The sequence below is a fragment of the Thermodesulfobacterium sp. genome, from assembly GCF_030445475.1.
Lineage (GTDB): Bacteria > Desulfobacterota > Thermodesulfobacteria > Thermodesulfobacteriales > Thermodesulfobacteriaceae > Thermodesulfobacterium > Thermodesulfobacterium commune.
Genome location: NZ_JASUTP010000012.1, coordinates 1 through 15416, shown reverse-complemented (window position 1 = coordinate 15416; position 15416 = coordinate 1). Strand labels below are relative to the sequence as shown.

Genomic DNA, 15416 nt, shown 5'->3' with positions numbered 1-15416 from the left:
ACCTCAAAAGAAGGTCTTGTCAAAAAAACGAAAAGGTATATTCTAAATTTGAGTTAAAATTAGACAGGAGGCCTAACCATGGAAATTGAAATTCATTTAGCTAAACCTGAAGATAGAAAGGCCCCTAATTTTGATAAACTTGTCTTTGGTAAAATTTTTACTCCTCATATGTTTGTGATGAAATATGAGGAAGGTAAAGGCTGGCATTCTCCAAAAATAATCCCGTTTTCGAACATAGAACTTCACCCTGCTGCTATAGTGTTGCATTATTCACAAACCATATTTGAAGGGATGAAGGCCTATTTTGGGGTTGACGGAAAGATTAGGCTTTTTAGGCCTTTTGACCATATAAATAGATTAAATCGTTCTGCAGACAGGATGTGTATTCCTCAGGTAGACCCTAACTTTGCCTTTGAGGCTATTAAAACTTTAGTTTTGTTAGACAAAGACTGGATACCTAAGCAAAAAGGATCAGCTCTTTATATAAGGCCCTTCATTTTTGCTACAGAAAATACACTTGGGGTAAAAGTTAGTCATGAATATCTTTTTATGATAATTCTTTCTCCTGTAGGCCCTTACTATGCCGAGGGATTTAACCCGGTTAAGATTTATGTAACTGAAGAATATGTAAGGGCTTGTCCAGGAGGAACAGGCGAGGTAAAAACTGGTGGAAACTATGCAGCAAGCCTTAAAGCCCAGGCTGTAGCTCAACAAAAAGGGTATACCCAAGTGCTATGGTTAGACGGAAAAGAAAGAAAGTATGTAGAAGAAGTAGGTAGTATGAACATCTTTTTCTATTTTTCTGACGAATTAGCCACCCCTGCTCTTTCTGGATCGATCCTTCCAGGGATAACCAGGGATTCTGTGTTAAAACTTGCTTCTCATTTAGGAATTCCTGCTAAGGAAAGAAAAATTTCTATAGATGAAGTAATCTCAGCAATACAGGAAGGTAGGCTGAAAGAGTGCTTTGGAACAGGAACTGCTGCTGTGATTTCTCCGGTAGGAGAAATTTGTTACAAAGACAAACCCTATGTAATAGGGCAAGGTCAAACAGGAGAACTTACCAAAAAGTTTTTCGATTATATCACTGGAATACAATACGGAGAAAGAGAGGACGAGTTTAACTGGACGGTGGTGTTGGAATAAAAGGTGTATTGACCTAAAAATCTACTACTTTTCTGGCTTTAGCAAGTTCTCTCTGTACTTGTACAGCTTTGTCTAATTCTAAATCTGCAGCTTCTTCAAGCCCTTTTTCTCTTAATATTTGACTTCTTGCCATATAGGCAGCAGGATAAACCGGTTCTAAGTCTATAGCTCGAGTAAAAAGCTCAAGGGCCTTATCTAAGTCTTTTTTCTTATAATAAATTTGCCCTAACCTAAAATATAATCTTGGATTTTCTGGTTCTAACGAAAGAGCCCTTTCTAAATCTTTTTCTGCTAAGTCTAACTGATCTTTTTGCAAGTAGATCACAGCCCTTGCTTCTAAAGCCTTGATGTGGTTAGGGTCTAAGGCTAAGACCTTCTCAAAACATTCTAAAGCCTCGTCAAACCTTCTAAGGGTTATCAGTTTAGCTCCTTCTAAAAAAAGGTCTTCTATATCTACCTGAGACATAACCTCACCTCTTCTTACAATTTTTTCTAACTAAATTTATACTCTTTTGTAAATAAATCAACTCTGTAAGAGGACTATTTCAACGGCAACCTTAACTCAGCTCTTATTGATTACTATCTCCTTAAATGATCTCTATCTCTTTACGGCTTAAATCATAAAGCTTGTAGACAAGCTCGTCAATCTGAAGATCGTATTCTTTGAACTTGGCTTGCTTTAGAGGGTTGGAGGGTTACCGTCAGATTAGGTGAGAGAGATGGTTTTAATTCGCATTATCCTTCTACGTACTTCATGGCCCCAAAGTATTCTTTAACGTTTGAAATTTCCACTTTTTCCCTGTTAATCATAGAGGAAACCTTAGTATAAAATCTTTTTATTTTGCTGTTTACATCAAGAGGCGGGTGGACTTCAAAAAGCTTTAACAAAAATGAATGATATTTACTAAATGAATCATCTGCCAAAAAGAAAGGTAAAATTATGTTGAAAAACATTTCCCTTTTTCTGCTTATACCGATACGCTTGAAATTCATTATTTTTTCAACAGCCATCTTGGCAGATGACTTCTCCACTATACCGGTGTAATTGACCTCTATCTGCTTTTTGAAATAATTGTAAATTCCCATTTGAGTTGTTTCAGCTAGCAAGTGGGAAAAATCTTTTATTCTTCTGTCAGGAAAGTTTACGGGACGTATTGACCTGTAGTTCCAGTATGTTTTCTCTAATCTCAGGGAAATGTCAAAGTCAGGGGGAAGGCCAGAATAATCTTCTACAAATCCAGCTCTGTAGAGCAGAGCCTTTTCTATGAGCGGTTGAGTGTTGAGTTTTTTTATTTCTCTGTATGGAAGAAGAAGAGAAAGCTCCAAAAACTGAAGCTTGTTCCTGGGATAGCCAAGGGAAAGCATTAGCTCCCTGTAGAGGGCTTCGTCAAAATCAGCAATCTTCAAAAGGTTTTTCATCCGATGAATTTTTGAATATAAAACTTCTTCCCCGAACCTGCTAAGAATTTGCCGTAGTTCCGATGTTTGCATGTATAAATCCTACCTTATTGGAGCTTTATCGTATTCACCTTTTGATATATTTCCACCACATTTACACACTCTTTGCTTTATCCAGTCTTGCCTTTACAAGCTCGGCAACTGCCCAGTAGACTTCTTTGCGTTCTTGTTCAGTAAGTCCTAAAGCGTCAAAAACGATATCGTCAAGTTCTTTCCTGTCGGGTAGAGGGTTTGGCTCTTGTTCACGGATGGGATGGTTGGGGTCAAAACCAAGTTCGGTGAAGATATTTTCTATATTTCTTGATCTGAGTCTGTTAAAGGAATTTAATATTTTCCTTGAAACAACTTCTGGATTTACCACCTGTATATTTACCAAATCAACGCCTAAAGAACTCAGGCCACCCTCTCCGAGAACTTTTCTTCCATGTAGCTCTTTACCAAACCACACCATGGTAGAATTAAGTATGGCTCCCGTAATATCAAAATCATATTTTGGATATAACACTGAAAATGTATCCGCAGCATAAATGTGCGAACGATAAATTCTATGTGAATCGTTATGTATTCTTGACCATAAATATGAATTTTTTTCCTGCTCTCCCAAATCCCACCATAAATTTCTACTTCTACATGTTGGTCTTTTGTGATATTTTTGCCTCTCCCCGCACTCAATATACTCCAACGTCTTTGTCCCTTTCAGTTCCCCCTTGCTCTTATGACACATAAAAACCAAATAATTCAAATCCTCAAGCTTTACCATTATGGTTTTTAGTTCTCTTGGGCTTTTTATAACCGGCTTTAAAAACTCCGCCTCAATTTCACCTTCCCAGCCAGCACCATTTTTTACTCTGATTAATGCTTTTGGATCTCTTTCAGCAACTTCTACAACTTCCTTAACAGTCATACCAACTGGTTTAAGATAAAAGAATTCGTTGGCACCTGTTTTGATTCCAAATCTTACCTCTGCAATATCTCCCAATCTTACCAGTTTATCTTTTCCTTTTTCCAGAATCTTAAAATAAATCTCTGGTGCTCTTAGGTATTTCCCACCCCATTTGTTACCTATATAAGGTAAAGATTCTACAGAATGCTTTAATCCTAATTCTGTTTCTTCTAGATATTCCACGCCCTCTTCTAAAAGCTCTTTTTTGGTTTTTGGATAAAATCTAAAGAGAAGATGGTCAAAAATAGGTTTGTTTGCTATTTCAATTTCTTTAAGAACATCTAGCGATATGGCTTCTTCAAATGGTTTTTTAAAAGCAACAAATTTTATCACATAATCTTCCAGTTTGTTTACTGGCTTCTGAATTAAAACAATCACTGTATTAACATCTGCCTGCTTGAAAGAACGCTTAGCAATGTTATCAATTATGTAAATAGGTCTCATGTTTTTAAGCAAAAATTCTTGAAGTCCCGCACCATATCCTACATCAAGCCAGCTGTTGGAGTTTATAAAACAAAAAATTCCGCCATCATTCAACAGGGATAAGCCTTGATAGTAGAAGTAGACATATAAATCACTCTTTTTGTCTATTTTTTAACATCTTTCCAGACGCTTTGAACTGCTTGTATGAGCTTCTCTTTGTATTGTTTTTTAATCTCTCTCCATTTATCAGGAGTGTAATTCTCTTCTCTTTCAAGTGGTGAAGCTATGAGCTCTTGTCTAACATAGGGTGGATTACCAATTACGATGTCAAAGCCACCTTTTAAGGCAAAAACTTCTGCAAAATCAATTTCCCAAAGAAAGTAATCCTTCTTTTCACTTTTACCGATTGTATAAAGAACATTTTGGTATTTGTGTATTTCATTTTCAAATTGTTTTATTTCTTCTTCAAGTTTTTTAGTTCTTTTTCTTGTGATTTATCTTTTCCAAAAAGATCTTTTTGACCTTTTAACATATTTAATTCTTTCTCTTTAAGATTTCTTTTTTCTGTTAATTCATCAATTCTTTTCTGCAAAATCTCCCTAAAAATCTCCATCTCTAAGCTTTCTATCTCATACTTTTCTTTTAAGTCTGCACTTCTTTTTCCGGAGAAATAATCTGCTTTTCTATCAATCAGTTCGGCAATTTTCTGCTGGATGGATTTTGGTAATGTTTTTAGAGCATTTCCTCTTAAATTTATGAATACCCCTCCTATCTCTTCAACCAGTGAGTCACCCTGTCGAATTTTAAAAGAAAGGTTTGGAAGAAGTGGCTTTGTGTAAATGTCCATATATTTTTCATCGGTTTCAATGATGAGCGAAAGCCAGAGACGAAGTTCACCAACCATCACAGCCCAGTCTTTGATGTCAACACCGTAAAGGTTTTCAAGGATTATTCTGTTTTTCAGGGCGAAGAGGTTCTCTTCCCTGTTTTCTATCTTTCTTGTGAGTTCAGAATGAAGCTCCACCAGCACGCTCATCATTCCAACAAGAAAAGAAGCAGAGCCAACCGCAGGGTCAACAATTTTAACCTCTTCAAGGTATCTGCGGATGAGTTTCAGATTATCAATGTTTTCGTATTTGCTGATTGATGGTGGATTAAAAATAAGGTCTATCAAATCTTGCTTGTCAATGCCTGCTTTAGCATGAAGATATTCAACTAAAGACAGCCTGCACATTAAATCTATTTCGTTTCTGGGGGTGTAGAAAATTCCAGAAGAACCACGTTCCTCTTCGTTTATCAAGGATTCATATACTTTACCGAGCATTTCAGGGTCAACCGCAACTTCCACGTCAAGAGGTGTTGCCTCATCAATGGTAAAATTGAAAATTTCAAGAAATCCCTTCTTTTTGTCAGAAGACCACAAATCAGGCTCAAACAACCATTCAAAAACTTCATCAGGCACATCAAAGCCAATCTTATCTAATTCATTCTCCGAGAAAAGACCGCCATTTAAAAAAGGCATCGTGGAGTAAGATTCTTTAATATCGTCAGGCAACTCAGAATGGATGAATTGAAATCTTTTATTAAATGCTCCAAAAAATAGGCTTTTTAACCATATAGAATAAAATTTATCCTTTTTACAGTGCTTTTCTTTGTATTTCAACCACAGATTTTTTAAATAACTTTTGTCTTGCTCGTAGTTTTTCCATTTAAGCCATCCTTTCTTCTGAAGGAAGTAAATAAACAGGATTCTTGATAAGAGTTGTTGTGCAAAGGAATGTTTTTTCTCATAAGGAATTTCGTTTATATTCTCGTGTTTTAGATTTTTGATAATTACTTCGTGGAGCGCATAGCGGTAGGCATCAAAAAATTCTTGAGTAACTACTTCAACATTAAAAGCCTCTTCCAGATCTTTTAAGGCAGGTTTCCAATCATCATTTTCAAGAAGCGGTAAAAACCTGCTCTGGGCGGTGTGGCTCTTTTCGTTCTTTCCTACAAGGAAAGACCATCTTCTGGCGGGGGTAATTTCTTCTTTAACCTTTTTCTCCTCAAAACGATAGTCCATCTTAACAAGTGAAAATCTCCAGTCTTCGCTGGTTGGGGAGACAAAGGCAACCAGCGCGGCATCTGTTAACCTCCCCTTCAGATACCAGGCGATGAAGTTTCTCTGCATCGTCCTTGCACGTTCAAGGGAAGTTTCTTTCTTAAGCTCTACTATAAGAAGGTCTATCTCCTTTCCGTCGTAGTTATACTTTCCAACTCTTTCCAGAGTCCTTACGTATTTTTCAAAGGCGTCTGGGATGTAGTTCCCCTGATAGACAAAGGTGCTTTCCTCAAAGGATTTCAAAAGGTTTCTCAGGAAATAAACAAAGCGGTCTTTAGCAAAGGGATTTTCAAAGGTGTTGATTATAAGCTTTTTTGCCTGCTCTCTATCCATGAGTTTCTCCTACTCACCGTTCGCCAAGTATAAGGAGAGTATAACTTCTCTCTTTTCCTCGGTTACGATGGATACTTCAGAGTAATGACTTTCAAGAAGTCTGTTTGAGATTTCTTTATGCAAGACTGCAATAACCTTTAAGGGATTTAATTTTTCTCTGCCAAGTTTATTTAGCTCAGACAGGACTTTTTTTACCGTTTGTTTAGGCAAGGCTCCACGCTCAAGCTGGGTTATGACTCGTTTGAGGTATTCTTCCTGATCTTCGGTGAGCTGTTTGCTGTGACTTTGCGTTGCCTTAAGCTCTATAATAAGTTTGCTATAAATATCTTTACTACTATGCTTGTGTTTTACTATCTCTTCTGCTGTTGAGTAAAAGAATGCTGTTTTATTCTTGTGTAGCAACTCGTAGTAAGTTTCAACGGGAATTTCTACCCTCTTTTCGTCAACTAATGATTCCAAGATTTTAGCAGTAGTCAAAAAATCAAGCTCAATCGTTCTATTCTTCTCTGATAAAAAAAACTTCATTAGCTTTCCCTTTCTGAAAAATGTAACGAGAGAGCCGGGACTGGCAACATTACTTAAAGATGGATTGAAAACTTTCCCTGAGCGGGCTTTTTTGGGGAGGCATTTTATCTTTTCAAAGAGCTCTGGATTTTTGTCCCTTATGTCCTCAATAACTCTCAAATACTTAAGTTCGCTTTCTTCTTCCTCATCTTCTGTGATGGTCTTCTTTGAAAGGAGTTTATCAAATAACTCATGAGAAGATACAGGCTCACCTTCAGTCAGAATGGCGCTATCTCCACCAAGCAAGGTAAGGAAGGCTTCTATCTTTGAACGGGCGATGTTTGTAAGCTCTATCTCAGACTCAGACTGTTTTGTTGGAAAAAAGTTAAAGGTGTAAATTTTGTCAAAGGGGGTGTCTATACGGTTAACCCTCCCCACTCTTTGCATCAACTTCGTTGGGTTCCAAGGTATATCGTAGTTTATCACTATGTTTGACCTGTGAAGGTTGACACCTTCTGAGAGAACCTCTGTTGACACAAGAATTCTATAATCATCCTTTTTATTCTTGGCCCTTGCGTCAAAGTTTTCTATGACTTTGTCCCTGTCGGCTTCAGATGAATTTCCGTGGAAAAGGAGCGCGATTTCTTTTTTGAAATACTCGTTTATCTTTTCTGTTAAATACTCTGCAGTCTCTTTTGATTCCGTGAAAATAATTACCTTCTTGTCCTTAAGTATTGGGTTATTTTCAAGGTTTGAGAGTAGGACTTCAATTTTGGGGTCTCTTTTTATTTTGCCCCACATTGATTTTATTCTTTTTAAAATTTCAAGGTCTTCTTTCAAATCTCTTCCAAACTCAGGCCTGAAATCTTCTTTGTTATACTTCTCTGCCTTTCCTTCATCAATAATTTTCTGAATTTCTTTATCATCCCCCTTTTCTATGAGGTTAAATATTTTATTTATATAGTCCTTACTTACATACACATTCCCTTTTTCAAATTCTTTAATGAACATTTCATATGAACGAATAAACCTGTCAATGCTACTTTTGAAAGCGTGGAAGCTACTTTCAAGGCGCTTAACAAGAAGGACTTTCATAAAGCCAGCCATGTTCCTCTGCGATTGCTCTTCAAGAGGTTTTATTCCTTTTTTTAAATAAAGAAGTGGCGTGTAGCGAGCATATTTAAACTCTTGAGTTATGAGCCTTACTGTTTCTGTGAAAATTTCATCTTCTTCATCGTTGAGCTGATAGTAAAGGGGCTTAGGGTCTTCAACCTCTGGAAACTTGACGTTGTTTCGTCCTAAATCTTCGGCAAAGTATTTCTCAATCTCGCTTCTTGTTCTCCTGATCATGATATGTTTCAGCACTTTGTTGCGGATTTCTTTGGCGTTCTCTCTTGTTATTTCAAGGAATTTTTCGTAATCTCTCTGACGATTGACTTTGCTTAGCCTTCTTTCAAGCTCTTTGAAAAACTCTTCAAGATTGCTAACACCTGGTATGGTGCTTTTTCTAACATTCTGAAAGAGTTTGATTTGAGCAAGAATATCGCTTGGGTAGTTATTATAAGGAGTAGCAGATACCAAAATCACCCTTTTTCCACGGCATATCTCTGCAAGCTTCTCATATCTCTTGGTCTCCTCTGTTCTGAAGTAGTGTGCTTCGTCTATCACAACATTTTTATATTCTCTGTTTTCTATCATCTGAATGGCATCGTCAAGTTTGCCGATTGATACGAAATCAGCCTGCACGTTAAAATCGGAAAAAACATTAGGCCATGAACCGGGATTATTTTTGGTTAGGAGTGCAGGAGGGGCCACGACAAGCGTTCTTCCATCAAGCTGTTTTACGAGCATCGCGGTGATATAAGTTTTTCCGAGCCCAACCACATCGGAAATGAATACCCCACCATGTTCTTCTAAAATCTTTTTTGCGTTCAACACTGCTTGTTCCTGGTATTCAAACCGTTTAAACCCTTGCGGTAAGTAAACCAAAGAAAGTTTTTCCTTCAGAGAAAGGTCTTCTTTAAAGTATTCGTAGAGGAATTTCAGATATAATTCGTAAGGGGTTATGTTATCGTTGAGCCAGGTTTTTTCATTGATTGTTTGAACATATTTCTCACTGACAGGAACAGCCTCAGACCACAACGCTTCAAATCTCTCTTTGGCAAAAAAATAGTCGGATGGATTTTTCAGTTCAACGTTGAATTCCAGTTTTTTCTCAAGCCCAGAATAAGTAAGGTTGCTTGAACCTGTAATAACCCTTCCAATGTCTCTGTCCCCCTCTCTAAAAGTCATGATATAGAGCTTTGCATGAAGTTTCTTTGATGGATATGCTCTTATTTCAAGCTTTCCTTTTTTTATCCATTCGATGAATTTTTTAATCCCAATTTCAACCTTAAGGTCATCTTCAGAATCAGCCATTTCTTGCTCAATCAACTCAACCACCTTTTCTTTTGTTTCTGCATGAGAAGGACGTGAAGACGGATTCTGTGCCGACTTTATCAATTCAAGGGTTTGTCTATCCGTTCCTAAACCTATGAGAATTCTTATCTTTTCAGTTTTTTCTAAAGGTTCAACAAGTAGGTGAAAGCCACTCAAATAAAAATACGCAACCAGACAATCAAAGTACTTACAGTCCTTTATAAGCTCACACAGTCTATCTGTTAATTTCTTCCCTGATTCGTTAGTTATGAAGGTTAAATCAAGAGGCACTTTTTCATTAACCATAGTATTTTTATCTTGATTTAAACATTTTGTCATTTAAAAATTACTACTATATACCAAATAAATACCATATAAACAAATCTGAGTCAATAAGGTAGTGTTCCCCCTAATTTGCCGATAAAAATTTATAATCATCCATAATCTCCCCATTTTCCAATTGCTCTAAACGATTTATAATATCACCCATTGGGTAAAAAAATTTTCTAAATCTAAGAGGGTGCCATTATACTGCAAAACTCTCTTAACTTCAAAATCCTGATAACTAACAAAAATCTAACAACTAATTCAGAATTTTTTTGTTGGTGCCTTTACCTGATTCAAACAGATGTTATAGTGCCTGGTAATGTATCCAACCTATCCTTCTTATCCTTATAGGGGGAGATCATATCTGGTAGATTAAAATTTTTAGTCTAAAAATTACAGGAAATTTTTTTGATTTTATTTTCTATTAGTATTTTCGTTATAAAAACCCTCTTGATTTATTGAAAGTTTTTTGCTAAATTGGTTTCAATTTTTTATAAAACTGAAAAATGAGGTAGGCTTATGTTTTTGAGTTTATTTCTAATTTTTTTAAGTTTTTTTCCGTTCTTAGTATTAAAGGCTTATGGGGCTGGAATTGCTATCTATGAACAAGGGGTTAGTGGGCTTGGCAATGCCTATGCAGGGGCTGCAGCTTCGGCTGAAGACGGAAGTACTATTTTTTACAACCCTGCAGGACTCACTAAACTTACCAAGCCTGAAATTTCCTTAGGTACTCATGTAATCATACCTACCGCTCATTTTAAAAACACAGGCTCGATTAAGGCTGATAAAACACCTCTTACTGGAAACAACGGCGGAGATGCAGGGGTAATAGGGATAGTTCCTAACCTTTATGTTTCAACCCCGATAAATGAAAAGTTTTTTTAGGTATAGGGATAAACTCTCCTTTTGGATTGCAGACTGAGTATGACAAAAACTGGGTAGGTAGATATCATGCTATAAAGTCAAAGCTTATAACCATAAACTTAAACCCGGCTATGGCTTATAAACTCAATTCAAAGGTTAGTTTGGGTTTAGGGGCAAACTTTCAACGGGCAGAGGCAGAAATAACCAATGCAATAGATTTTACCAAATATGGAATTACTCAAGATGGTTTTGCCAGATTAAAAGGAGATGACTGGTCTTTTGGTTGGAATGCAGGCATTCTCTATGAACCCTCAGAAAATACCAGATTGGGTGTTGCTTACAGGTCTAAGATAACCCACCAACTAAAAGGAAAGGTTAAGTTTGAAAATATCTCTTTTCCTTTAAGCAGTATATTTCATAAAGATAATGTTAAAGCCCGTCTTGACCTTCCTCCAATGCTATCTTTTAGCGGTTTTCATAAGCTAAACTCAAAATGGACCGTTTTGGCAGACATCACCTGGACTAGTTGGAGCAGGTTTGAAGAATTAAGAATTAAGTATGATACTTTAACCATAGGAGACACAGTGATTACCACCAAGTGGAAAGATTGCTTCCGCTACTCTATAGGCTTATCTTATCAACCTACCTATAAATGGGTTTTTCGCTCAGGCATAGCCTATGATGAAACCCCTATTGCTTTTGATAAACATAGAACTCCAAGGATCCCAGACACAGACAGGTTTTGGATAGCTTTAGGTTTAGGTTATACCTTATCTGAAAAACTGAAGTTTGATTTAGGATATGTGCACATATTTTTTAAAAAATCTTACATAGATAAAGACCCTGTAGGAGAAGATGAACGAAGAGGTGGTTTAAAAGGTTATTATCGAGGTCATGTAGACATAATAAGCGCTCAGTTGCGTTATAGTTTTTAATTTGAAAAGAGGGAAAGAACATGCAACTTCATGAAAAATTTATTTATACAGCTAAAGCCTATCCTAATAAAATAGCTATTGTTGACAGAGCCATTGATAAAAGGTTTACTTATCAACAAGCCTTGATTGCAAGTCTTATTTTTTCCCGAAAAATAAGAAAATTTAGGGATCGATTGATTGGAGTTATGCTTCCTAACTCCTCTGCAGCCGTCTTTACAGTAGTAGGTATTCTTATGGCTGGAAAAATCCCAGTGATGATTAATTATTCTACCGGTCCAGAGTATAACATAAGATATGCAAGGGAAAAATGTAGTTTTAAGACGGTGGTGACTTCTAAGAAACTGCTTGAAAGGGTAAACTGTCCAGTTTTGGAAGACATGGCTTTTGTAGAAGACTGGATAGAGGAGATAGACTTAAAAGAAAAGTTAATCTCGTCAGCCATCTCACGGCTTCCTTTAAAATTTCTTATGACTTATTGTAACATCGATGAAGATGCAGAAAAAACAGCAGTTATACTTTTTACCAGTGGAAGCGAAAAAGACCCTAAGGCTGTGGAATTAAGTCATAAAAACATTCTTAGCAACATAGAAGGTTTTAGTGAGATGGCTAAGCTTACAGAAAAAGACATCATACTTTCCATTTTACCTTTTTTTCATGTTTTTGGGATAACCGTAAATCTCTGGACACCACTTTATCACGGTATGACTTTTATTACCTATCAAACCCCACTTGAGTATCAAAAGATCTGTCAAATTATAAAGGAAGAAAGACCTACAGTTATGGCGGCTACTCCAAGTTTTTGGTGGGGGTATCTTAAAAAGGCAGAACCAGGAACCTTTGACAGCTTAAGGCTTATGGTAAGTGGAGCAGATAAATGTCCTCAATCTCTTAGAGATGCTATGTGGGAAAAGCACAGAAAAATACTTTTAGAAGGCTATGGGACTACTGAGACCTCACCTGCCATCTCAGCTAACATGCCTGATGCTAACAAACCTGGGAGTGTAGGAAAACCACTCCCTAACGTGGAAGTTATGATAGAGAACTACGAAACAGGAGAAAGGTGTGGGCCTAATGAAATAGGAAGAATTTTAGTAAAAGGTCCTAACGTAATGAAGGGTTATTATAACGATTTAGAAGAAACCTCTATGAGGATAAGACATGGATGGTATGACACAGGAGATATGGGTTATTTAGATGAAGATGGTTATCTCTGGCATGTCGGAAGACTTAAAAGGTTTGTTAAAATAGGTGGAGAAATGATATCTTTGGTTAAAGTAGAAGAGGAGTTAGAAAAGGTTCTACCTAAGGAGATAGAATGTTGTGTGGTAGAAGTACCTGATGAAATTAAAGGGGCTAAAATCGTTGCAGTGGTAAGCCAAAAGATAGATGAAAAGTCAGTGGTAAAACAACTTGCTAAGGTGCTCCCAAATTTAGCAATGCCTAAACAATTTTTAATCATCGAAGAACTCCCTAAGATGGGAAGTGGGAAAATAAACTTTAGTAAAGTACAAGAAATGGTGATAGAAAGGCTGAAGCTTAAAGGTTAAGGTTTTTTCTTTTCATCGGGTTCTATATGGATGGTTACCTTGATGTCTCCATGTTTTTCTGAGATGTTTTTTTCTATTTCATTACAGATATCGTGGGCAGATTTAATAGACATCGTTTCTGAAACGGTTAGATGAAACTCTACAAATCCTTTTCTTCCGGCTCTTCGTGTTTTGAACTCATGGATGTCATGAATCTGTTCTTTTTGAGGATGATTTTTGATGGTTTCAGAGATGATGTTTTTGATAGAATCAACCTTTTCTTTGGGTAAGCTTGCATCAAGAAGAGAATTTATCGATTCTTTGGTAATTTTATAACCCATATAAAGTATATTGACCCCTAAAACCATAGCTATCAAAGGATCTAAAATCCATATATTAAAAAATTTAGCAACAAAAAGACCAATCATTACCCCTAAAGTAGTTAAAACATCGGTAAATATGTGATGGGCGTGTGCTATTAGTATCGGTGAGTTTTCTTTTTTTCCTTGTAAATAGGCTATAAAAGAAATAAACCCGTTAAGGACTAAAGTTATTCCTATTAAAACAAACCCCTGATTAAGATTAGGTGGTGGTTGAGGAGTTTGAAGGTTTTGAAAGGCCTTCCATAAAATAGAGATAGATGCAATAAAAATAAAGGTAGCTTCGACGATAGAAAAAAGGTATTCTATCTTAGTGTGGCCATAGGGATGTTCAGGGTCAGGCGGTTTAAGAGCTATCTTTAAGCCGATAAAGGCTGTTAAGGCAGAAAAGATGTTTATGGTTGATTCCATAGCATCCGAATAGATAGCCACAGACTTGGTAATAAGATAAGCAAAAATCTTTATTAAAAAGATTAAGACAGCCAGACCTAAGCTTATAAGAGAAACTTTTGTGCCCTGAAAACCTTTAAGTTCCATCGTTTTCTAATTTTATCACAGCGACAAAAGTTTGAAAAGAATTAGGGCTTGACAACCGAGGATATCGTTTAAAAATAAAGGGTATGTTTAAAGTTTTTTTATCTCCAGGCAGCAAGGGTTGTCAAAAGGCAAGAGATCTTAAGGCTATAGCAGTGGTAGTAGATGCTCTAAGAGCAAGTGCTACTATAGTAACTTTGTTAGAAAAAGGGGTAGAAACTATCTTTGTGGTTTCAGAGGTAGAAGATGCCTGGGCATTAAAAAGAGAGTTACCCCAGGCTATGTTAGTAGGAGAAAGAAACAACCTTATAATAGAGGGTTTTGACTACAGTAACAGTCCTTCAGAGATATTTTCTGCTTCTAACTTAAAGGGTAGGTTAGTTATTTTTACCTCAACTTCTGGAGCAAGGAGAATCCTTGCTTGCAAAGGAGCTACCAGGGTATTTGTGGGAACTACCTTGAACGCAGAAGCCTTATCTGCGGTTTTAAGAGAGGAAAGCCAAAAACATCAAAAAGATATTGTTATAATTCCTGCAGGGGTATATGGAAAAGAAGAGTTTTCAGAGGAAGATGTGGTAGCTTCCTGGGAAATAGCTAAAAGGATAGGATTTAAAGTGATAGATGAGACAGGTTTTTTAACAGAAGAGGTCAAAAACCGTACAGTAGAAGAAAATTTTTATTTATCTAAGCATGCTAAAGAATTAATAGAACTTGGTCTAGAAAAAGATGTTAAATTTTGTGCTCAAGTAGGAGTAGCTAAAACCATCCCAGAGGTTTTTCAGTTTATAGAAAAAGCAGCATTAGTCAAAAATCGTCTATCATAGAAAAGGCTTGATGATATCTCTTAGGGTTATGATACCTACAACTTCATCTCCTCTGGTTACAGGAAGTCTGATCAATCCTGTCATTTCCATAAGTTTCGCAGCATATTTGATGTCATAAAATTCAGGTACAGTTATACAGGGTTTGGTCATTATTTCTAAAACTTTGACCTTTTCTAAAGGTAACCCTTTAGCTATTACTTTGTAGACTATATCTTTAACTGTGATGATTCCATAAGCATCTTCTTCGTCTGTTTTTTCTACCACCAATCCTCTACAACCATTTTTTATCATAAAATCTGCCGCTTCTTTAACTGTGGCATTTCCGTTGATGGTAAACACAGGGGTACTCATAACATCTTTAACCCTGATTTTTTCAATCTCTATCATAGCCCTTCACCCTTTAATTTTTTGCCTCTATTATAATAAAAAATTAAAGCACAGTCAAGGTAACCTGCTTTTTTAAGTTTAATAATCTTCAAATTAAACCCATAGAGGCTGAATTAGGTTGTCAGATATTATATAAAAATTATTTTAGGATTTCGTTAGCCATAGCATTCCCAAGTTTCTCAGCTGCTTTTAAATAACACTCTTCAATAATAGAGGGAGTAGAATATAAATTGTGTCTTTTAATAAAATATTTTAGAGGCATAATAAAAATTTTTAATATTTTTTAAATTAATGATAACATAAAACCTAA

At 36.3% G+C, this 15416-nt stretch carries 10 protein-coding genes and 1 pseudogene; 4 read left to right on the top strand and 7 right to left on the bottom strand.

What is annotated here, in order from left to right:
- Window positions 1-78 precede the first annotated feature (78 nt).
- A complete protein-coding gene (locus PWP26_RS05010; protein ID WP_038060314.1) occupies window positions 79-1146 on the top strand; it encodes a branched-chain amino acid aminotransferase in 1068 nt (355 codons plus the stop codon).
- Window positions 1147-1159: 13 nt separating this feature from the next.
- On the opposite strand, the gene PWP26_RS05005 is transcribed toward PWP26_RS05010, so the two are convergent.
- From PWP26_RS05005 to PWP26_RS04985, 5 genes are all read right to left on the bottom strand, one after another.
- On the bottom strand, window positions 1160-1612 hold the full coding sequence (locus tag PWP26_RS05005; protein WP_038060312.1) for a tetratricopeptide repeat protein: 453 nt from the start codon (window positions 1610-1612) through the stop codon (window positions 1160-1162).
- A gap of 269 nt (window positions 1613-1881) precedes the next feature.
- Window positions 1882-2637, bottom strand: coding sequence for a DUF2851 family protein (locus tag PWP26_RS05000; RefSeq protein ID WP_038060310.1), 756 nt, complete (start codon window positions 2635-2637; stop codon window positions 1882-1884).
- Window positions 2638-2698: 61 nt separating this feature from the next.
- Window positions 2699-4084 carry a hypothetical protein gene (locus tag PWP26_RS04995; RefSeq protein ID WP_301399091.1) on the bottom strand — a complete coding sequence of 462 codons (1386 nt, stop codon included), beginning with the start codon at window positions 4082-4084 and terminating at the stop codon, window positions 2699-2701.
- Window positions 4085-4424: 340 nt separating this feature from the next.
- Window positions 4425-6317, bottom strand: coding sequence for a DNA methyltransferase (locus tag PWP26_RS04990; protein ID WP_301399088.1), 1893 nt, complete (start codon window positions 6315-6317; stop codon window positions 4425-4427).
- 99 nt (window positions 6318-6416) lie between these two features.
- A complete protein-coding gene (locus PWP26_RS04985) occupies window positions 6417-9635 on the bottom strand; it encodes a helicase-related protein (RefSeq protein WP_038060436.1) in 3219 nt (1072 codons plus the stop codon).
- A 540-nt stretch (window positions 9636-10175) separates the two neighbouring features.
- On the opposite strand from PWP26_RS04985, the pseudogene PWP26_RS04975 reads away from it, so the two are divergent.
- Together PWP26_RS04975 and PWP26_RS04970 are read left to right on the top strand one after the other, a co-directional pair.
- Window positions 10176-11455: pseudogene (locus tag PWP26_RS04975) on the top strand (OmpP1/FadL family transporter).
- A 20-nt stretch (window positions 11456-11475) separates the two neighbouring features.
- Entirely contained in the window at window positions 11476-13002 is a 1527-nt protein-coding gene (locus PWP26_RS04970; protein ID WP_081856469.1) for an AMP-binding protein, read from the top strand.
- Here PWP26_RS04970 and PWP26_RS04965 read toward each other — a convergent pair.
- Window positions 12999-13898, bottom strand: a complete 900-nt coding sequence (locus tag PWP26_RS04965; protein ID WP_028840998.1) for a cation diffusion facilitator family transporter — start codon at window positions 13896-13898, stop codon at window positions 12999-13001. The genes PWP26_RS04970 and PWP26_RS04965 overlap by 4 nt on opposite strands.
- 83 nt (window positions 13899-13981) lie before the next feature.
- Here PWP26_RS04965 and PWP26_RS04960 point away from each other — a divergent pair, with 83 nt between their 5' ends.
- Complete coding sequence (locus tag PWP26_RS04960) at window positions 13982-14719, top strand: 2-phosphosulfolactate phosphatase (RefSeq protein WP_038060306.1); 738 nt, start codon at window positions 13982-13984, stop codon at window positions 14717-14719.
- On the opposite strand, the gene PWP26_RS04955 is transcribed toward PWP26_RS04960, so the two are convergent.
- The gene (locus tag PWP26_RS04955; RefSeq protein ID WP_022854860.1) at window positions 14714-15106 is read right to left on the bottom strand and encodes a CBS domain-containing protein; all 393 of its coding nucleotides are present in this window, start codon (window positions 15104-15106) and stop codon (window positions 14714-14716) included. The two genes, PWP26_RS04960 and PWP26_RS04955, sit on opposite strands and share 6 nt — an antisense overlap.
- Window positions 15107-15416: the final 310 nt, after the last annotated feature.

Excerpts from the sequence above, each read along its gene's own strand:
- PWP26_RS05010 (WP_038060314.1), top strand. The coding sequence starts at position 79 with ATGGAAATTGAAATTCATTTAGCTAAACCTGAAGATAGAAAGGCCCCT.
- PWP26_RS05005 (WP_038060312.1), bottom strand. The coding sequence starts at position 1,612 with ATGTCTCAGGTAGATATAGAAGACCTTTTTTTAGAAGGAGCTAAACTG.
- PWP26_RS05000 (WP_038060310.1), bottom strand. The coding sequence starts at position 2,637 with ATGCAAACATCGGAACTACGGCAAATTCTTAGCAGGTTCGGGGAAGAA.
- PWP26_RS04985 (WP_038060436.1), bottom strand. The coding sequence starts at position 9,635 with ATGGTTAATGAAAAAGTGCCTCTTGATTTAACCTTCATAACTAACGAA.
- PWP26_RS04970 (WP_081856469.1), top strand. The coding sequence starts at position 11,476 with ATGCAACTTCATGAAAAATTTATTTATACAGCTAAAGCCTATCCTAAT.
- PWP26_RS04965 (WP_028840998.1), bottom strand. The coding sequence starts at position 13,898 with ATGGAACTTAAAGGTTTTCAGGGCACAAAAGTTTCTCTTATAAGCTTA.
- PWP26_RS04960 (WP_038060306.1), top strand. The coding sequence starts at position 13,982 with ATGTTTAAAGTTTTTTTATCTCCAGGCAGCAAGGGTTGTCAAAAGGCA.
- PWP26_RS04955 (WP_022854860.1), bottom strand. The coding sequence starts at position 15,106 with ATGATAGAGATTGAAAAAATCAGGGTTAAAGATGTTATGAGTACCCCT.